14 protein-coding genes are annotated in these 19,387 nt (G+C 60.0%); all 14 read right to left on the bottom strand.

The window, feature by feature from the left end; translation table 11 throughout:
• Nucleotides 1-28: 28 nt before the first annotated feature.
• The 14 genes from HMPREF2547_RS09190 to murF all read right to left on the bottom strand — a co-directional run bounded on the left by HMPREF2547_RS09190 (nt 29) and on the right by murF (nt 19,302).
• Nucleotides 29-1,495, bottom strand: coding sequence for a DNA polymerase IV (locus HMPREF2547_RS09190; protein ID WP_070605633.1), 1,467 nt, complete (start codon nt 1,493-1,495; stop codon nt 29-31).
• A 15-nt stretch (nt 1,496-1,510) separates the two neighbouring features.
• A complete protein-coding gene (gene ileS / locus HMPREF2547_RS09195) occupies nt 1,511-4,771 on the bottom strand; it encodes an isoleucine--tRNA ligase (protein ID WP_083296884.1) in 3,261 nt (1,086 codons plus the stop codon).
• Between the two features lie 420 nt (nt 4,772-5,191).
• On the bottom strand, nt 5,192-6,205 hold the full coding sequence (locus HMPREF2547_RS09200) for a DivIVA domain-containing protein (protein WP_049192954.1): 1,014 nt from the start codon (nt 6,203-6,205) through the stop codon (nt 5,192-5,194).
• 398 nt (nt 6,206-6,603) lie between these two features.
• Entirely contained in the window at nt 6,604-6,903 is a 300-nt protein-coding gene (locus HMPREF2547_RS09205) for a YggT family protein (RefSeq protein WP_038625790.1), read from the bottom strand.
• A gap of 63 nt (nt 6,904-6,966) precedes the next feature.
• Nucleotides 6,967-7,488: a cell division protein SepF gene (gene sepF / locus HMPREF2547_RS09210; RefSeq protein WP_070605634.1), complete on the bottom strand. Its 522-nt coding sequence runs from the start codon at nt 7,486-7,488 to the stop codon at nt 6,967-6,969.
• 122 nt (nt 7,489-7,610) lie between these two features.
• Entirely contained in the window at nt 7,611-8,333 is a 723-nt protein-coding gene (gene pgeF, locus HMPREF2547_RS09215) for a peptidoglycan editing factor PgeF (protein ID WP_070605636.1), read from the bottom strand.
• A gap of 6 nt (nt 8,334-8,339) precedes the next feature.
• A complete protein-coding gene (gene ftsZ / locus HMPREF2547_RS09220; protein WP_070605639.1) occupies nt 8,340-9,659 on the bottom strand; it encodes a cell division protein FtsZ in 1,320 nt (439 codons plus the stop codon).
• 268 nt (nt 9,660-9,927) lie between these two features.
• A complete protein-coding gene (locus HMPREF2547_RS09225) occupies nt 9,928-10,704 on the bottom strand; it encodes a cell division protein FtsQ/DivIB (RefSeq protein WP_049170266.1) in 777 nt (258 codons plus the stop codon).
• A 4-nt stretch (nt 10,705-10,708) separates the two neighbouring features.
• Nucleotides 10,709-12,202, bottom strand: coding sequence for a UDP-N-acetylmuramate--L-alanine ligase (gene murC, locus HMPREF2547_RS09230; protein WP_049170265.1), 1,494 nt, complete (start codon nt 12,200-12,202; stop codon nt 10,709-10,711).
• Between the two features lie 13 nt (nt 12,203-12,215).
• Complete coding sequence (gene murG, locus HMPREF2547_RS09235) at nt 12,216-13,388, bottom strand: undecaprenyldiphospho-muramoylpentapeptide beta-N-acetylglucosaminyltransferase (protein ID WP_070605641.1); 1,173 nt, start codon at nt 13,386-13,388, stop codon at nt 12,216-12,218.
• A gap of 4 nt (nt 13,389-13,392) precedes the next feature.
• Entirely contained in the window at nt 13,393-15,201 is a 1,809-nt protein-coding gene (ftsW, locus tag HMPREF2547_RS09240; RefSeq protein WP_070429549.1) for a putative lipid II flippase FtsW, read from the bottom strand.
• Entirely contained in the window at nt 15,194-16,672 is a 1,479-nt protein-coding gene (gene murD, locus HMPREF2547_RS09245; protein ID WP_070429548.1) for a UDP-N-acetylmuramoyl-L-alanine--D-glutamate ligase, read from the bottom strand. The genes ftsW and murD overlap by 8 nt, the downstream gene beginning before the upstream one ends.
• On the bottom strand, nt 16,669-17,775 hold the full coding sequence (mraY, locus tag HMPREF2547_RS09250) for a phospho-N-acetylmuramoyl-pentapeptide-transferase (RefSeq protein ID WP_069359191.1): 1,107 nt from the start codon (nt 17,773-17,775) through the stop codon (nt 16,669-16,671). Before mraY ends, murD begins: the two co-directional genes overlap by 4 nt.
• The gene (gene murF, locus HMPREF2547_RS09255; protein WP_070605642.1) at nt 17,776-19,302 is read right to left on the bottom strand and encodes a UDP-N-acetylmuramoyl-tripeptide--D-alanyl-D-alanine ligase; all 1,527 of its coding nucleotides are present in this window, start codon (nt 19,300-19,302) and stop codon (nt 17,776-17,778) included.
• Between the last annotated feature and the right edge of the window lie 85 nt (nt 19,303-19,387).

Genomic DNA, 19,387 nt, shown 5'->3' on the forward strand with positions numbered 1-19,387 from the left:
GCGAACGGCATCGAGGCAGGCAACCGCATCACGCATCCGCGTCGGGGCCGAGTTCGTCTTCGCTTTCCCGTTCAGGTTGCGGCAAGTCGAGAGCTGCTGCTTCGTCGGATGCCAGCCACTCCGGCCAGTCCAAACTGCACACCGCGGAGCACGGACGCAGCTCCGGGTCGTCCTCCTTCAGCGTGATCATGCGCCCGGGGCCACTGGTGCGGCTTTCAAAGCGGACAGTCACAATCCCGTGCCCCGAACCCTGCACCCAACCATGTCCATACTCGCTGTGGTGTACGTCCGAGGTGGGTGCCCACTTGGAGTCGGAAAGCCGAACGGTCGGCAACGCACCGGTTCCAGATAGCTCGACCAGGCCGGCGGGAGCGTCGGAAAGCGCAGGTGCTGGTACTCGATCTTCGACGGTGATTGCGCGGTCGAGCTCAGGAAACAGGACTTCTTGTATGTGCGAATCCAGCCCGGAGAAACCGACGCCCACCAGTCGCACTGGGCCGACCTCCGCGGGCGTGAACGCGATTCGGTGCGCCACTGCCATAAGGGTGTCGAAATCCTGTGTGGCGTAGGCGAGCGTCTCAGATCGGGTATGGATGCTCAGGTCAGGCAGACGCACCTTGCAAGTGATGGTGCGGGCACCACGGCCATCTTTTTTGAGTCGTCGAAAAGCGGACTCACCCGCGCGATCGACGGCGGCGTGGAGCTGGGCCTGCGACTCCAAATCCTCAGGATAGGTGTACTCCGCCGATACCGACTTGGCGACATCGCGCTCCTTAACCGGCCGATCATCTGTCCCCTGCGCCAGCTGCCACAGCATCACGCCGGTTTTGGATGTCAGCGAAACCTCGACATCGCGCTGGGACATGGCGGCAAAATCACCGATCGTCTCCACACCCAGCGTGTGCAGTTTCGCAGCGGTGACAGGGCCAATACCCCAGAGCTTCTCTACCGGCAATGGGTGTAGAAGCTCGTGATTGCGTGCGGGGTCCAGCACGTACACGCCATCGGGTTTCGCCAGGCCTGACGCAATTTTCGCGAACTGCTTGCCCGCGCCCGCGCCTATCGACGAAGCCAAGCCGGTCTCCCGCCGGATATCTGCCCGCAGCTGCTCCGCCCAGGCAATGACCTGCTCCTTCGAGGCTCCCTGAAGCTCTTCGGGTTCCATGAAAGCCTCGTCGACGCTGAGCTGCTCGACCACGGGCACGCGCTCGCGGATTACAGAGAACACGCGGCGCGACACCGGCCCGTAGATGCCCTTGCGCGCGCTGACCGTCACTGCGGTCGGTGGCATGAGACGACGTGCGCGAGCCATCGGCATAGCCGAGTGCGCGCCGTACGCGCGGGCCTCATAGGAGGCACCGGCGACCACACCTCGACCGCCCAGTCCGCCGACGAGGACTGGCCGCCCGCGCAGAGTCGGGCGGGTGAGCTGCTCGACGGACGCGAAGAACGCGTCCATGTCGATGTGCAGAACCCACCGCCCGGAAGTCGGCATAGAGATTACTCTCCCCTACTGCTTGGCAATATCCGCCGAGCAGCCGTCCGCCACGTCGTAGCTCAGCGACTCTCCGCCAGCGACGACCTCGAAAGCGGTTGCGAGAACCTCGCGGGCGATGAGGTCAGCGTGGCGGTTGGCCCACTCCTCACGCTCGGCCGGCACCTGCAACTTCACCGAAATGCGGTCGGTGACCTCAAGGCCAGCGTTCTTGCGGGCATCCTGCAGACCACGGATGCGGTCAGCGGCCCAACCGCGGGACTCCAGGTCCTCGTCGAGCTCAGTGTCGAGCACAACCAGGCCATTGACGCCGTCGACCTCAGCGGTGGAATCCGGCGAGATCGCGACCAGGTTGCGGGTGTACTCGCCCTCCTGCAGCGGAATGCCATCGGCGACAACCGCGCCGTCGACAACCTCATAGTTGCCAGACTTCACAGCCTTAATGACCTTCTGGACGTCCTTACCCAGGCGCGGACCGGCCACGCGAGCGTTGACGGAGACCTCGAATCGTCCCACCGAGTCCACGTCGGAGGTGAACTCCACCTTGTCGACGTTGACCTCGGAGGAAACGATGTCGGTGTACTCACGCAGACGCTCGGCATCCGGGAATGCCAGGGTCAGCTTCTTCAGCGGCAGGCGGTTACGCAGCTGGTTGGCCTTGCGGATGCGCGATGTTGCCGAGCAGACATTGCGGACAATGTCCATGGACTCAACGAGTTCGTCATCGGTCGGCAGCTTGTCGACGTCCGGCCAATCCTCCAGGTGCACCGAGCGGCCGCCAGTGAGCGAGCGCCAGATGACCTCGGTGGCCATCGGCAGCAGCGGAGCAGCCACGCGGGTGAGAACCTCCAGCACCGTGTACAAGGTATTGAAGGCCTCTGGGTGCTTGACATCGCCGGCCCAGAAGCGGTCGCGGGAGCGGCGCACGTACCAGTTGGTCAGTGCGTCACAGAACTGACGGACCTCATCGGTGGCAGAAGCAATGTCAGTGTTGTCCAGGCACTCAGTAACAGCACGGACGGTTGCTGCAAGCTTGGCCAGGATGTACTTGTCCAGGATGTTGTCGGAGTCTACCGACCACTCGGCCGGTTTGGAAGCGTAGAGCTGCAGGAACGAGTATGCGTTCCACATCGGCAGCAGCGCCTGGCGCACGCCCTCGCGAATGCCCTGCTCGGTGACAATCAGGTTGCCGCCGCGCAGAATCGGGCTGGACATGAGGAACCAGCGCATGGCGTCGGAGCCGTCGCGGTCGAAGACCTCGTTGACGTCCGGGTAGTTGCGCTTGGACTTACTCATCTTGTTGCCGTCATCGCCCAACACGATGCCGTGGGCGACGACCTTCTTGAACGCCGGGCGGTCAAACAGTGCAACCGACAGGACGTGAAGCAGGTAGAACCAGCCGCGGGACTGGCCGATGTACTCCACAATGAAGTCGGCCGGTGCGTGGGACTCGAACCACTCCTTGTTCTCGAACGGGTAGTGGAACTGCGCAAACGGCATGGAACCGGAGTCGAACCAGACATCCAAGACATCCGGGACGCGGCGCATCATGGACTTACCGGTCGGGTCGTCCGGGTTCGGGCGAACCAGCTCGTCAATCTCCGGACGGTGCAGTGTGGTCGGGCGAACGCCGAAGTCCGCCTCCAGCTCATCGAGGGAACCGTAGACGTCGACACGCGGGTACTCGTCGTTGTCGGAAACCCACACCGGAATAGGCGATCCCCAGTAGCGGGTACGGGAGATGTTCCAGTCACGTGCGCCCTCGAGCCACTTGCCGAACTGACCGTCGCGGACGTGCTCCGGCATCCACTCAATCTCGTTGTGGTTGAGCTCCACCATGCGCTCGCGGATCTTGGTAACGGACACAAACCAGCTCGGCAGTGCCATGTAGATCAGCGGCTCGCCCGAACGCCAGGAGTGCGGGTAGGAGTGCTCGATGGTGCGGTGCTGGACGACGCGGCCAGCGGCCTTCAGGTCACGGATGATGTCCTTGTTGGCGTCAAAGACCAACTTGCCCTGGTACTCCGGCACCTGCGAAGTGAACTTACCGTCCATGTCCACCGGAATGATGACATCAATGCCGTATTCATTACAGGTGTTCATATCGTCTTCACCGAAGGCCGGCGCCTGGTGGACCACACCAGTACCGTCCTCGGTGGTGACATAATCGGCCACCATGATTTGGAAAGCGTTCGGGTGATCTGCGAAGTAGTCGAAGATCGGCTGGTAGGTCAGACCTTCCAGGTCAGCACCAGCGAAGGTAGCCACGACCTCGTGTTCCTTGCCCAATTCCTTGGCGTAGGCACCAATCAGCGCTTCTGCCAGCAGGAAGGTCTTACCTGCAAACTCCGGCACGGAGGAATCCTCGCCGACCTTAACTACGGCGTAGGTGACCTTCGGGTTCACGGCCAGACCAAGGTTGGACGGCAGCGTCCACGGCGTGGTGGTCCAAGCGATAGCTGCAGTGTCAGCGAGCACCGGGTTGTCCGCCAGCGTCTTCTCCGCTGCCGAGCCTGCCTTGGCGCCGGTGAACGGGAAGGTCACGGTCAGAGTCGGGTCCTGCCGCATCTTGTAGGAGTCATCCAGGCGGGTCTCCTGGTTGGACAGCGGGGTGTGCTCTGCCCAGGAGTACGGCAGCACGCGGAATCCCTGGTAGACCAGGCCCTTGTTGTAGAGCTCCTTGAAGGCCCAAATCACGGACTCCATGTAACTCATGTCCATGGTCTTGTATCCGCCGTCGAAATCAACCCAACGCGCTTGACGAGTGACATATTCCTTCCACTCGCCCGCGTACCGCAGCACCGACTCAGCGCAGTACTTGTTGAAGTTAGCCAGACCCATTTCCTCGATCTGGCCCTTGTCCTTAATACCGAGCTGCTTCTCTGCCTCCAGCTCCGCCGGCAGACCATGGCAGTCCCAGCCAAAGACACGGCCAACCTGGTAGCCACGCATGGTCTTGTAACGCGGAACGATGTCCTTAACGTAACCGGTCAGCAGGTGACCGTAGTGCGGTAGACCGTTGGCGAACGGAGGGCCGTCATAAAAGACGTATTCGTCAGCACCATCACGCTGATCGATAGAGGCCTGGAAAGTGCTGTCCTTACCCCAGTAGTCCAGGACCTTTTCTTCCAGTTCCGGGAACTTCGGGCTCGAGGTGTACTTACCAAAGTCAGCAGTGCGCGGATATGCGCCACCTGCCGGAGTGGCCTCAGCAGAGGCATTTACATCGTTCGAATTAGACACCGTTTTTACGTCGCTTCCGTGGTCGAACATCATTAATACTCACCACGGGGACGCGTGCCTAGCCCCTTCGGCGTTGTTACTGGTGACGCTGAAAAGGAGTCTCGCGCGGTACCACCCCGCTTGGCATCACGCTTTACGACGGTTCTTGCAAACAAGAACCATGCGGTTTCACGCGATAGCCCGCTTATTTAATAAGGCTTTGTAACGGTGCCAAACCGTTCGGTTCTACTGGGTCCATTTATTGCTGGACTGTTCTTCCGAAACGCTCCCCGGTGATGGCCGGCTCATTGCGTGTATGAGGGTCAGTATAGCAGTGTCTCAGGCAACTACTACAACCCTGACCGAAACAAAGAATGCGCTTGACTCGCAGGGAACGATAACAAAAACCACCGCGCTCTGCCTCCTCAGGAAGGGGAGCCGAGCGTGGTGGTTTTCTACGTATTGGCTACGTAATTAGTTGTTGTAGCCGTCGGCCGGGGCAGCCGACTCGCGAGAGTTCAGGTCGTCCAGCTGGGACTCCAGGAAGGTCTTCAGGCGGGTGCGGTACTCGCGCTCGAAGATGTGCAGCTCCTCGATGCGACCCTCCAGAGCGGTCTGCTGCTCCTTGACGGTGGTCATGATCTCGTGGTGCTTGCGCTCTGCATCATCCTGCAGCGCGGTTGCCTTCTGCTGCGCTGCGGTGATGGTGGCGTTAGAGCGAGCGTCTGCGTCGCTGATCATCTGCTCGCTGCGCTGGCGAGCGTCAGTGAGGGTCGACTCAGACTCGTTGCGGGCATCAGCCAGCAGCTGCTCACTGCGCTCCTTGGCATCAGCCAAAGTTGCGTCTGCCTCATTGCGAGCGTTGGTGATAGTGCGCTCGGCCTCTTCATTGGCCTCTGCCACGGTGCGGTCAGCGTTCTCACGAGCCTCGGTGACAAGCTTGTTGGCCTCAGCGTAGGCGTCAGTGGTGACGCGATCAGCGGTGTCCTGAGCAGCCTGCAGGATACGAGCAGCGCGGAGGCTAACTTCCTGCGACTCAGTGCCGGTGCTTGCTGCAACTGCCTGCGGCTGCTCCGCAGATGCGGAGGAAGCCTGCTGTGCAGAAGCCTCTGCCTCAGAAGCACGCTTCTCGAGAGCATCCAGACGATCCTGGTAGTGAGCCTCAATCTCCTGCTGCTGAGCGCTCAGGCGCTCGTTGTACTCAGCGCGCAGTTCCTGCTCAATTTCCTTGCGCAGCTTGTCCTCATCGACAGCCGGTGTCGCAGCGGCAGCACCGGAAGCGGCATAGTCTGCGCCGCCACCCTGCTCTAGCTGACCTTCAAGGTCCTCAACGCGCTGGCGCAGCTCAGCGTTTTCATCCTGGAGCTCACCCAGTGCGTCCTCTACGAGGTCGAGGAACTGGTCGACCTCATCCTCGTTGTAACCACGCTTGCCAATCGGAGGCTTGCTGAAAGCCACATTATGCACATCAGCCGGAGTCAACGGCATGGTGAGTTCCCCTAACACTTTGAGCGGACAGTTCTTAAGAAATCTTAAGAGAATTATTTCCAGTAGTACTGTTTACCCGGCCAATCCTACCTGCTCTAGTCACAGTCCTCACCCCATTTATTTTGGGCAGGACTCTATCTCCCACGTTCTAACCAGTGGCAAAGTTCTAGTAAAACGTTAAACCTCGCCCTTACCCTGCACCTTTAGCCACAGAGCTTTACCCCCGACACAACAAAAACCCGTTGGGGATTACATTCCCCAACGGGTTCCTATTATTGCCCCCGATTAACACCCCCGGCAGCAATTCAATGCCCGAGAACATCACATTCGGGACAGTCAAAACAACACAGCTCCACCGAAATCCACATTGTGGACACCAAGCAAACAGTTAGCGATATTTACGCCACTGCGCCGAGAGCTACCTGCAGCACCATTCGCAGAATCATAAGGATGAAGAACAAAACAAGCACAGACATGTCCACCATCACGTTGCCCATCGGCATAGGCGGGATGAGTCGGCGCAACAGCTTCACCGGCGGGTCGGTGATGACAAAGACAATTTCGCCAATCGACGAAAACACCCTGCCTGGTCGCCAGGAGCGAGAAAATGACTGAATCATTTCAATCACAATGCGAGCCAACAGCAGATAGGTGAAAAGCTTCAGCAGGATTAGCAGAACTAGCAGTAGTGAAGACACGAATAAACAGTCTAGCTAATTGATCGAAATACGAAACACTAACAAGTCATGCGAGCCGGCTGACTAGCCGGACATCCGGTCGAACTGCCCCTCGTTGACATCGCAGCCGTGCGGGTACAGGGTAAACACGGAGCCGTCAGCCTTGATCCGGCCGCGCAGACCGAAAACCAGTCCAGCAACGAAGTCGACGTAGCGCTTAGCCTCAGATGGGTCGAGCCCACTCAGATCGAAGGTGACGATGTCACCGTCGCGGAAGTGCGAACCGATGTCCGGAGCCTTGGAGTACTTGTCCTGGAAACCACTTTCCGGCTTGATAAAGACCTGCTCTGGTTCCTTGGTCTCAGCAACGGAGTGCAGGTTGCCATAGCGGTAGTCCTCCTCGCGGGAGTTCACACTTGCAGCCTCACGTGGAGCCTCTTCACGCAGCTCGTAGCGGTGGCGCTCTGCACGACGCGAGTCGGCATAGGAGTCATCAAAACGCTCCTCGTCACGGCGGTCAAACTCGTCGTAGTGCTCGTCGTAAGCCGCGTCATCAGTCGGGGTAAGACCGAAGAAATTTGAAACCCCACGGAAGAAATCAGCCATCTTCTGCTACGTCCTTCTTAGTGTGCGAATTTAAGTCTGTGCTACCCACAACCTACCGGCTGGGTCAGCAATATCGCATAGACACGCGCAAATTTGGCGAGCCAAAATTACAACTTTGAAACTTAGCCCCGCTCAGGCAGGATCACGATGCCCGCCTGACGGCCAGTTTTCCCCTCCCGCCGGTAGGAAAAGTACTGCTCATTGTCAATAGTGCAGTTGGGCTCGACGTTGACATGCCGCACACCGAGGCTATAAAGCTGCCTCATCAAGCCGGCGCGCACGTCAACACCGGCAGTCCCCTGCTTCGTTCGCGTCTTCGCTCCGGGCAAGTGCTTATCGACGTCATCGGCCATCGACTCAGGCACCTCGTAATTGTGACCAGAAGCCGCTGCACCGAGAAGCGCATGGATATTCTCGGGCGTGGCACCGAGCTCAATCATCTTTTCGACAGATTTACGAACGATCCCGTTGCGGGCACCGGTCCGCCCCGCGTGTACCGCAGCGGCGACACCCGCATGATCGTCGGAAAGCAAGACCGGAACGCAATCGGCAACGAGCACTACCAGCGCGAGACCCGGCGTGGTCGTGACGATGGCGTCAGTAGCCGGGACAGGCTCGGTTTGTGGTTCGTTGACGACGGTGACCGTGTTGGTGTGAAGCTGCTCCATGTAGACGAAGCGGGCGCGGTCGATTCCCAGAGAATCGGCCAACCGCTGGCGGTTGCGTTCGACTGCGGACGGGTCATCGCCGACATGATCTCCAAGATTGAAGGAATCATATGGTGGCAGCGAAAACCCGCCGCGCCGATTCGTCAGAATTTTTCGGCTGCGGCGGGATTCAGTCATGATTTCTTAGAAGCCCCACTCCGGCAGGTCGCTGGAAGCCTGGTAACCGCCACGACGGTCGTCGCGGTCATCGCGATCCTCGTAACGGTGAGCACCACGGTAGTTGCGGTTTTCCTGCGTACGCGGTGTCGGGTTGTCGGTGAACAGACCACCGCTGTTCGGGTTGGTGCGCGGGACAAAGCGGTCGCGGTCCTCACGCTCGCGCGGCTGTGCGACCGGGCGCTCTTCCTCCGCACGCGGGGCCGGAGCGCCGAGGTTGTCACCGCCCGGCAGTGCGCTGCCCTGTCGCGGTGCCTGCTCAGCGGCCGGACGCGCCTCGGCATCCTGTGCATCCGGACGTGCAGCGGCACCTGCGGCTGGCTTGTCCAGCGGGTTGCCGTTACCCTGCTCAAAACCGGTAGCAATCACAGTGACGCGAACTTCGTCACCGAGGTTGTCGTCGATGATGGTACCGAAGATGATGTTGGCATCCGGATCAGCCTTTTCTTCCACGATGGACGCGGCGGCGTTGACCTCCATCAAGCCGAGGTCGGAGCCACCGGCGACGGAAATAAGCACACCCTGTGCACCATCCATGGTGGACTCCAGCAGCGGGGAGTTAATGGCCTGAGTAGCGGCGTTCATCACACGGTCGTCGCCGCGCGCGGAGCCAACGCCCATCAGAGCCGAGCCAGCCTCAGCCATTACCGAGCGGACGTCGGCGAAGTCGACGTTAATCATGCCCGGAATGGTAATCAGGTCAGTAATACCCTGGACACCGTTGTAAAGAATCTCGTCGGCGAAGCGGAACGCGTCCATCATGGACAGATCCTGCTCACCAATCTGCAGCAGACGCTGGTTCGGAATGGTGATAAGGGTGTCACAGACCTCCTTGAGGGTTTCAATGCCCTCGGCGGCCTGGCGTGCACGGCGCTTGCCCTCGAAGTCGAACGGCTTGGTTACCACGCCGACGGTCAGGGCACCGGACTTCTTGGCGATGCTCGCGACAACCGGAGCTGCACCGGTACCGGTTCCACCTCCCTCACCTGCGGTAACGAAGACCATGTCGGCGCCCTTGAGGGTCTCTTCAATCTCGTCCTTGTGGTCTTCCGCGGAAGTGCGGCCAACCTCGGGGTTAGCGCCAGCTCCCAGACCACGAGTTGCCTCACGCCCAATGTCGAGCTTGACATCAGCGTCGGAGAACATCAGGGCCTGCGAGTCGGTGTTGACTGCGATAAATTCGACACCCTTCAGCCCCTCCTCGATCATGCGGTTGACAGCATTGACGCCACCGCCGCCGACACCGACGACTTTGATAACGGCGAGGTAGTTATTCGGGGAGGTCATTGCGCGTTTCTCGCCCTTTCCTATAGGTCCTAAATAATTTCATCTAGCCACGTTGCACATGGGCCGCACGACAGCATTGGCACCGCCGGGCAGTACAGCTCTCCATGACACCGCACGGAAGAAGTGCATCATGGCCGAAAAGCTGTTGACCCCATTGTGGTCGAAAACTGCAAATAATTCAGCGACCTTTTAGCGCGTGTCGCTACCTTAAACCTGCACTTGAGGGATAGTGTTTAGCCACAGAAATCACTCCAGACACCACCATTCTCTACTCTCCCTTAGCAGCGGGTAGTCGGGGGTTGGAGACATTCCAAATCTTCTCGCCACGGTTCAGCACAATCTCCGTCGCGCGTGCCTTTTCTGCCGCATTATCCGAGGACCCGAAGTACACCTCGTATCCATCGGTCAGAAATAGCTTGATTTCTGCCTCGGAAGGAGCGCTAATCCGCTCCACACGGTGTGCAACGGGCTCTGGCAACGCCTTGACGACGTTCAAAACCGCCTTGATAACGCGCGGTTCGGGGTCAACTTTGCCGTCTGTTGGCTCATCCACGCGAGGTGCATCAACAACCTCGATGACACCCGCCGGCGGGGCTGCCGTGACGAACTCCTGACCATTTGCGGAAAACAGATGCTCTCCGTCAGTGGCACGGACAAACACCACCGGGGTGAATTCCCGTACCGAAATAGTCACGCCCTGCGGCCACGAACGACTGACCGTCACGCTATCGACCCACGGCTGCCCCGCCACGGAGCGCGCTGAGGCATCCGTGTCCAAGCGAATGAGCTTTTGATTCTCGGAGATACCACTGGCCTCGACAATCGCGTCTTTATCCCCGTGGACGACGCCCTCAACATCGATGTTTTTCACAACCAGCCACGGCGAAAACCACACCACCGCTGCAACGATGGCGATAATCGCGACCAGGCCACCGCCGATGAGCCAGCCGCGTCGCGGGGCGCGCGCTGAACGCCGACGCCGCGACGCTGTTGTGCCCCGGCCTGCACCGTCGGTCTGCTGAGATTGCTTTCGGCTGGTTTTCACAGTGCTACGACTCCACCTGTTCGTCGTTGTCGCCGCTGAGCTCGCGCACGATTTCGTCGGCAAGCATCGTCACAGAGCCAGCGCCGATGGTCAGAATGACATCGTGCGGTTCGGCGATTTCGCGAACGCGAGCCGGGACGCTGGTGAAATGCGGCTCATACGTCACAGGGATGGTCATTTTGTTGGCAATGAGCGCGCCGTCGACGCCCGGCAGTGGCTCCTCGCGGGCGCCGAAGACATCGAGCAATACGGCCTTGTCCGCCAGAGACAGGGCGGCAGCGAACTCTTCGGCAAAGTTGCGAGTACGCGAGTACAAGTGAGGCTGGAACACAGCGATGACCTTGCCACGACCGGCCTCGGTGACCAACTCCCGAGCTGCGCCCAGAACTGCGGAGACCTCGGTCGGGTGATGCGCGTAGTCGTCGTAGATACGAGCGCCAACAAATGGGCCCTCGCCGATACTGCCGTGGTAGTCAAAGCGGCGACGAACACCGGTGAATTCACCGAGACCGCGCGCCATACGCCCCAAATCTGCCCCGACGCAGTCGCCACCGACCATTGCAGCCAGCGCGTTGAGCGCCATGTGACGGCCGGGCTGATGAAGTTCAAACCTCACCGATGTCGAGCCAACAGTGGCCTCCACGCGGGCACCACCACCGACCGGAGTCCAGCCGTGCAAAACGGCACCGACCGGCAGCGTCGGGTGTTGAGCCAAGGCTTCTTCCCCACCATAAGCCAGCACGTTAATGCCGCGCTCCACCGCGCGCTCGCCCAATGCGGCCGCATGCGGATCCTCAGCACAGATGACCAGATGACCGCCATCCTTAATGCGCTCTGCAAAAGCGTCAAAGACGGCGTAGTAGGTCTCGTCGTCACCGAAAAAGTCAAGGTGATCGGGCTCGATGTTGGTAATTACGGCCACTTCCGGCTGGTAGGTCAACAACGAGGCATCCGACTCATCGGCCTCAGCAACAAAGACATCGCCACTGCCCTGGTGAGCATTGACACCGGCCTTGCTCATCAGACCGCCAACGGCAAAAGACGGATCCAAACCAGCTGCCTGCAAAGCGGCGACGGTCATCGACGTAGTCGAGGTCTTGCCGTGAGTACCGGCGATCAGGAGAGCCTTGGAGTCCTGCATCAACAGCGCTAACACATCGGAGCGCTTGAGCACCGGAATGTCCAGCTCATGTGCACCGGCCAGCTCCGGATTCGTCTTCGGAATAGCTGCGAAGGAAATGACCACTGCGTCCGGCAGCTCTCCCTCGCCAGCAAGCTCAAGATTCGCACGGTCATGCCCAATGGCGATGGTGGCTCCCATCGCACGCAGTCCCACCACCGCGCGGGACTCCTTGACATCGGAACCGGTAACACGAATGCCACGCGCCAACAGGATGCGAGCGATACCGGACATACCGGCACCGCCAATGCCAATCATGTGGACACTTGCGGGCAGCTCTCCCGTTACCGGCTGAAAGTCATCGAAATTAACGTTCATGTTTATGCTCGCTTTACTTCTTAGAGTTCACAGCCGCAGACAGCACCCGACGGGCGATGTTCTCCGCAGCGTTACCATGTCCAATGTTGGCCAGGGCGCGGCGCCCGTCGGCAAGCTTTTCTGGGGACGTGACCAGCGGAATCACGATATCCGAAACTGATGCCGCAGTCAGCGACTCGTCGGCGATGAGAATACCGCCACCAGCATCGATGACATCGGTGGCGTTGAGCGCCTGTTCCCCATTTCCGTGTGGCAGCGGTACATACACCGCAGGCAAGCCGACAGCTGAGACTTCAGCCACCGTCATCGCACCGGAACGGCACAAAATCAGGTCGGCGGCGGAGTACGCCAGATCCATCCGGTCGATGTACGGCACAGCGACATAGGGGGCGTCCTCGCGGATAGCCTCGACCTCGACGTGATTCTTCTTGCCGTAGGCATGCAGTACAGATACACCGGCGTTGGCGAGCTCTGCGGCTGCACCGGTAACAGCTTCGTTGATGGAACGTGCCCCCTGCGAACCACCGGTGACAAAGAGCACCGGACCCTCCTGCGGTAAACCGAAGAACTCGCGGGCTTCGGCACGCTTGGCGTCGCGGTCCAACGCCGCGAGACTGGCACGCACGGGATTGCCAACAACCTCGGCCTTCAGGCCAGAGCCAGTCACGGCGGCCAAGCCGACGCCCCCGAGTGCGACACCGAGCTTATTGGCCAGGCCCGCACGGGCGTTGGCCTCGTGAACCAGGAACGGAATCTTCTTCCCCGCACGGCACGCCATGTAGGCCGGTGCCGATACGTAGCCACCAAAGCCGATGACCGCATCAGCGTCAATACGCTTGAAAACCTTGCGGGTCTCACGCACCGCACGAGCGACGTTGAGAGGCAGCTTGAACAAATCCGCAGTCGGCTTGCGCGGCACCGGCACTGGCGGAATCAGCTCCAGGTCATAGCCTCGCGCCGGTACGAGGGTTGACTCCAACCCCCGATTCGTACCGAGTGCAATGACGCGGGCTTCCGGCTGCAGGTTCAAAATCGCATCCGCCACAGCCAATGCGGGTTCGATATGGCCAGCCGTACCACCGCCGGCCACCACAATGGTCGGAGCAGAGCCATCTTCCTTGAGAAACTGCTCAGACTCCGAAGCGCCTTTCGCCCCAGCGGCTGCGCCCAGATTCTTGTCTGCCATGGTGTTATCGATTCCTCCTCCGCGGTGCTGAACCGCCGTTCCTATTGTTTCGGCCCGGGCGCTGGCGCGAACGCGACTGTCCGCCACGGCCTTCGCCCCGAATCCTACTGCCCCGGCCTGAGCTTGACGACGACCAGGAGCCCTGTGACCGTCCAGCCCGCGGCGACCTCGCTGTAAATCCCCGCGTCCGTCCGTTGTCACTACGAGAGGAATAATCCACTTCGCGGCCACGAACGCTGCCCGAGTTTCCGGAGCTGCCGGAGGTTCGGGAGCCACGCTGCGGGGCGGCACCTCGACCACTGCGGCTGCCTCCACTACGGCCGGCCCGATTGGGTCGGTCAGCTCGGCCACTGTAGGTTTCCCGCACCTGCGCCCCCTCGCCGCGTGGAGTACGCGCTCCACTGGTCACCACGGGAGGACCGAAGCGTTGCGGATCGCGATGGGCACGCACCTTCGGCGCGTGGCGACGCGATTCGTCATACGGGATTGGCTCCGGTATACCCAGGAACCTGTCCAGCCCCGGACGTCCCGAAGTCTGCATTGCAGAGACTGCTTCCGATTCGTGGCGGGCACATGTGGCCAGCAGCCCCATCGAGAACAACGTCACCATCGCCGATGTACCACCGGCGGAAATCAGCGGCAGCTGCAGACCAGTCACTGGCAACGCACCGACGACGTAGCCGATGTTGATAAAAGCCTGCACCACGGTTGCAGCAGTAATCGTGCCCGCGAGCAAACGGAGAAACGGATCGTTCTGGCGACCGGCGATACGAAGTCCCACCCAGCCGAGCGCTGCGTAGAGCAAAATAACCATCAGCGCGCCGAGGAAACCAGTCTCCTCACCGATAATGGCGAAAATGAAGTCATTCTTCGCCTCCGGTAGGTATCCCCACTTCGCGCTCGACTGACCAAGACCGACACCGGTGAGAGATCCGTCGGCAAGCGAAAGAAAGCCTTGGTAGGACTGATAGGCATCTCCCTGCACATCGTTGAAGTTACCGAGCAGCGAGTCCAAGTAGACCCTGATTCGCGCCGAACGGAAACCCGCGGTGACGGTAAAAATCACCAGGGCGAAAGCCGCAGCGGCAAGCAGCCCGGTGATGAATACTCGCGGCAGGCCAGCAAACCACGCCAACGCCACCACGACGAACGCCATGGAAGCAACCATGCCGAGGTCACGCTGCAGCATCACCAGTGCCAATACCACGAAGCTGACCGCACCGAACAGCCCGAACAAATCGGTATAGGACACAGCAGTGCGGACCTTTTCAGCCAGCAGCTTCGAACCCCACAGTGCCAGCGCGATCTTCGCGATTTCTGATGGCTGCATGGTGATACCACCAATACTCAGCCACGAACGCGCACCGGTTTCCTCCAGGCCGATGCCGATACCAGGGATAATCACCAAAACCAGCAGCACAAAGGACAAAATCAGCGCTGCTGTCGATAGCGAGCGAATCAATTCCACCCGCATTCGCAGCACGATCCACATGGAGATAAGACCCGCCACCACCATGACCAGCTGACGGATGAACACCGACCACACGCTGCCCGAGTCGTTACCCGCGCTGGCCATGGATGCCGACAGCACCATCACCAGGCCTATCGACGTCAGCAGCGCGACGATGATCATCAGTAGGTGGTAGTCGAACAGCGGACGCGACTTCCAGTCGTTAAAACGCTCCACCCACGCCGGCCGCTCTCGAGCACTAGAGCTTGACGACGAGGGCCGCTGTGAACTGGTAGCCTTCGTCCCCTTTTGTGCCGTCGCGGCGCTAGCGCTTAAATTACGAGCCTTGCGGGAGTTATCCATCAGTTGACGTCACCTTCTGCGCCCATTGCGCGAACAAGTCGCCACGTTCAGCCATTCCGGAGTACATGTCCAAGCTGGCGGCAGCTGGTGCCAACAGCACCACATCCCCAGGGTTGGCATATTCACTAGCTGCCATACAGACCTTTGCCATGGCATCGACCTTGTCAGTGTCATCAATGACAACGACCGGCACAGCAGGTGCGATGCGGGAGAGCGCATCGCTGACTAGTTGCCTATCGACGCCCAGAACCACGGCGGCCTGCAGGCGATGAGCATGCTTCGCCACTAGCGGCGAGATTTCCGCGCCCTTGAGCTGACCACCGACGATCCAAACGACACGCTCATGACCGGACAGTGCAGCGTCGGCAGCGTGGGGGTTGGTGGCCTTGGAGTCATCAATCCACACGACATCATTTGCCTTATGGACAATCTGACCGCGGTGTGCGCGAACTTCGAAAGTCTCCAATTCCGCTGCAATTTGCTCCGGTGAGGTACCGATACTGCGCGCCATCGCAGTGGCGGCCACCGCGTCGAGAACACCTGCCCGGCCGGGAGGAGAAATTCCCGCTACCGGTGCGATGACAATGCCCGGACCAGAGTCGTCAGCTGCGGCATCGCCGCCGCCAAAAGCACGGTCGACAATCATGCCGTCGCGAACTCCGACCTGGTGTGCCTCCGGGGGACCATCGGTAAAGCCCACGACGGAGTTGCCGAGCTCGTCGTTTTTCAGCATCTTTTCCACGTGCTCGACGACATCTGCGTCATCCGCACCGTAGATTGCGACAGTACCGCGCAGCGCACGGGTCTTGTCCAGACCGTAGTTTTCGTAAGAACCGTGCCAGTCGATGTGGTCTTCCGCCAGGTTCAGCAGTACTCCCGCATCTGGGCGAATGTTTGGAGCCCAGTGCAGCTGGAAGCTGGACAGCTCTGCGGCCAACACCTCGATACGAGGCTCAGCAGTCAGTGCGTCGTACAGGGCCACACCAATGTTGCCCACAGCTGCGCCCTGCTCCCCGAGCATGGCGGCCAGCATGGAGGTGGTTGTGGTCTTGCCGTTAGTGCCGGTGACTACCAGCCAGGTCCGTTTCGGACCCCACAGCTGGGCACAGTCGCCGGCGAAAGCCAGCGCCACATCACCGAATACCGGGACACCGGCCTCAGCGGCGGCGTCGAACAGCGGACTGGTCGGACGCCACCCCGGGGAGGTCACGATCGCAACCGCGTCGGCAAGCTCGTCGCGAGCGTCTGCGGTTGTGACGTGCCGAACCGAAAAGTCGGCGGCAACCAGTGCGCCGAGCGCGGAGTCATCCACGACGACAATTTCCGGACAGCCGATGTCCTTGAGCATCGCAATGGCACCGCGACCGGAAACTCCGGCTCCTGCCACCAGAACTCGACCAGAGCGCACCGTAGCGACTAAGTCGAGATCTCGGATATCGGTGAGGTTGGTCGGGTCTGGTGAGTTAATCATTGAAATACGCCTACCTGAGAGAGCCAGTCACTGTAGAAGATGGCTGCGCCAATCATGTTGAAAATGCCTGCGAGTAGCCAGAAGCGAACGACAACAGTTGTCTCCGCCCAACCTCCGTTTTCGAAGTGGTGATGGAGAGGAGCCATGCGGAATACGCGCTTGCCAGTCGTTTGGAAAACCGCGATCTGGATTGCCACGGAAGCAACTTCCATCACGAAGATGAAGCCAATGATAACCATCAGCAGCTCAGTCTTGGTGACAAATGACAGACCCGCTACCAAACCGCCAAGAGCCAGCGAACCGGTATCTCCCATGAAGATCTTTGCCGGTGCTGCATTCCACCACAGGAAGCCCAAACAGGCGCCCAGACCCGCGACGGAAATAACGGCGATATCCAGTGGATCGCGGACGTTGTAGCAACCGCTGCCCAGCGAAGCCTCGCAAGAGTTACGGAACTGCCAGAAGGAAATCAGCGTGTAGGTGGCCAGTAGCAGCGCGGTGGCGCCAGCGGCCAGGCCGTCAAGGCCATCAGTGAGGTTGACGGCATTCGTCCATGCGGCAATGACGATGAAGACAAATACCAGGAAGACAGTCATGCCGAACCACACCGGTCCCGGTGCCAGATTCAGGAACGGAATATCTCGAATCAGCGACAAGCTCGTCGAACCGGGAGTCAAGCCAGACGCATCCGGGAACTGCAGCAGCAGCACGCCGAAAATCAGCGCTGCCGCCAGCTGCCCAACCAGCTTCGCTGTCTTGTTCAGCCCCAGGTTGCGTCCTTTGTAGAGTTTGATGAAGTCATCGGCAAAACCCAATGCGCCCATCGCCAGAACCAGGAACATCACCAACAGACCGGAGGCGGACGGCCCCACGCCAGTCTGGATATACGTAACGAGGTGTGAGAGGAAATAGCCAGCGACGATTGCGGCGATGATGGCGATGCCGCCCATAGTCGGAGTTCCCCGCTTGCGCAGGTGGCTCTTCGGCCCTTCTTCACGGATCTCCTGGCCAAGACCTTCAGCAGAGAATTTGCGAATAAGCACTGGTGTTAAAAAGACACTCACCAGAAATGCAATCGCACCACTGAGAATAAGTTGAATCACTTACTTTTCCTCTCCGCTTTCACCTTCGGGCGCAGTTCCAATCTTGGCAGCTAGCGAGTCCGCGACCCGCCACATACCGTCCGCGTAGGAGGCCTTGACTAACACAACATCGTTCGGACGCACCTCAGCCGCCACCAAATCCGCGGCAGCGGATGTATCCGGCACCCTAGAAGTATTTAACCCCAACTCTTCCGCTTTGTCGGCCAGGGCATGCACATTAGAACTCTCTCCGACTGCAATTAGTCGATTGATGCCGCGGCCCACAAGGTACTCGCCAAGCGACGAGTGCTCATTCTCAGCGGAATCGCCAAGCTCCCCCATCTGTCCCAGCACGGCCCACGATGAGGCGTCCTGGTGCGTTGGGCCAGCTGCTGTACAAGCCAGAGCATCAATCCCCGCACGCATCGAATCAGGGTTGGCATTATAGGAGTCGTTAATTACGACGATATTGCCAGTGAGCTGCTGGACATCCATGCGCCGCTCTGACGCTGCCACATGCGCGGCCATCGCCTTTGCGACTTGCTCAGCATCAATACCGGACTCCACTGCCACCGCAATCGCCGCCAGGGCATTGGCCACTTGGTGCGCACCATAGACCTGCAGTTGGATCGGGAATGTACGCCCATCCGGTATATGCAGGTCAAAGGACGCACGAGCAAAATCGTCGAGCTGCACATTCGTGGCGCGGTAATCCGCAGTTGCGTGGCGTTCGGAGTTCTCATCGGCAGAGAAGAACACCACCTTCGCCTGGGTACGTGGAGCCATGCCAGTGACATAGTCATCGTCGGCATTGAGTACGGCCACACCGCCCTGCTCCGCAGCCGGCAGCGCTTCCACGAGCTCGCCCTTAGCCTGCGCGATTGCCTCGCGCGAGCCAAACTCACCAAGGTGCGCCGTACCAACATTGAGCACCGCACCGATCGTCGGTGGTGCGATGCGCGCAAGGTGGGCCACATGCCCAATTCCGCGCGCACTCATCTCCGCAACTAGGTACTTCGTCTCCGGAGTGCACTGCAGCACCGTGTACGGATGCCCAATTTCGTTATTAAACGACCCCTTCGGCGCCACCGTCGGACCGTCGGTACGCAGCAGCGTCGCCATCATGTCCTTCGTCGACGTCTTTCCCGCCGAACCCGTCACACCGACGACATGCAGCTGATCCTTCTTCAGCTCGTCGACGACGTAACGCGCCAACTTACCAAGCGCTTCCAGCACCGCCGCCCCGGAACCATCCGGATCGTGTGCAAATGCGTCGGCATTGGAGTCCTGCTTACCAAGAGGCTTGACGACGACCGCAGGTTGCCCAACATCTCGTGCCGCCAGTGCCATCGGCGCTCCAGCTGCTACAGCCTGATCGATGAAGTCGTGGCCGTCGACACGCGCGCCCGGCAGGGCGAGGAAGAGCGAGCCTTCGCGAATCTTTCGGGAGTCGAATTCTGCGGGCTGAGTCACTGTGGCGTCATCATTGACGTGGGCGAGTTCACCTCCCACGATGTGAGCGATTTCCGCGGCGGTCAGGGCAATCATGATGTCTATAGTCCTTGTTGGTTAGAGTTCCAGGCGCCTAGTAAAGGATGATTTCTTGATTTTATTCGCCTACCGCGAATGGTTC

This window comes from Corynebacterium sp. HMSC055G02, assembly GCF_001809065.1.
Lineage (GTDB): Bacteria > Actinomycetota > Actinomycetes > Mycobacteriales > Mycobacteriaceae > Corynebacterium > Corynebacterium jeikeium_D.

What these genes read in the sequence shown, in the direction of transcription:
- murD (WP_070429548.1), bottom strand. Translation starts at nt 16,672, where the DNA reads ATGATTAACTCACCAGACCCGACCAACCTCACCGATATCCGAGATCTC.
- ileS (WP_083296884.1), bottom strand. Translation starts at nt 4,771, where the DNA reads ATGATGTTCGACCACGGAAGCGACGTAAAAACGGTGTCTAATTCGAAC.
- HMPREF2547_RS09200 (WP_049192954.1), bottom strand. Translation starts at nt 6,205, where the DNA reads ATGCCGTTGACTCCGGCTGATGTGCATAATGTGGCTTTCAGCAAGCCT.
- murG (WP_070605641.1), bottom strand. Translation starts at nt 13,388, where the DNA reads ATGGCAGACAAGAATCTGGGCGCAGCCGCTGGGGCGAAAGGCGCTTCG.
- sepF (WP_070605634.1), bottom strand. Translation starts at nt 7,488, where the DNA reads ATGGCTGATTTCTTCCGTGGGGTTTCAAATTTCTTCGGTCTTACCCCG.
- ftsW (WP_070429549.1), bottom strand. Translation starts at nt 15,201, where the DNA reads ATGGATAACTCCCGCAAGGCTCGTAATTTAAGCGCTAGCGCCGCGACG.
- murC (WP_049170265.1), bottom strand. Translation starts at nt 12,202, where the DNA reads ATGAACGTTAATTTCGATGACTTTCAGCCGGTAACGGGAGAGCTGCCC.
- pgeF (WP_070605636.1), bottom strand. Translation starts at nt 8,333, where the DNA reads ATGACTGAATCCCGCCGCAGCCGAAAAATTCTGACGAATCGGCGCGGC.
- HMPREF2547_RS09190 (WP_070605633.1), bottom strand. Translation starts at nt 1,495, where the DNA reads ATGCCGACTTCCGGGCGGTGGGTTCTGCACATCGACATGGACGCGTTC.
- murF (WP_070605642.1), bottom strand. Translation starts at nt 19,302, where the DNA reads ATGATTGCCCTGACCGCCGCGGAAATCGCTCACATCGTGGGAGGTGAA.
- ftsZ (WP_070605639.1), bottom strand. Translation starts at nt 9,659, where the DNA reads ATGACCTCCCCGAATAACTACCTCGCCGTTATCAAAGTCGTCGGTGTC.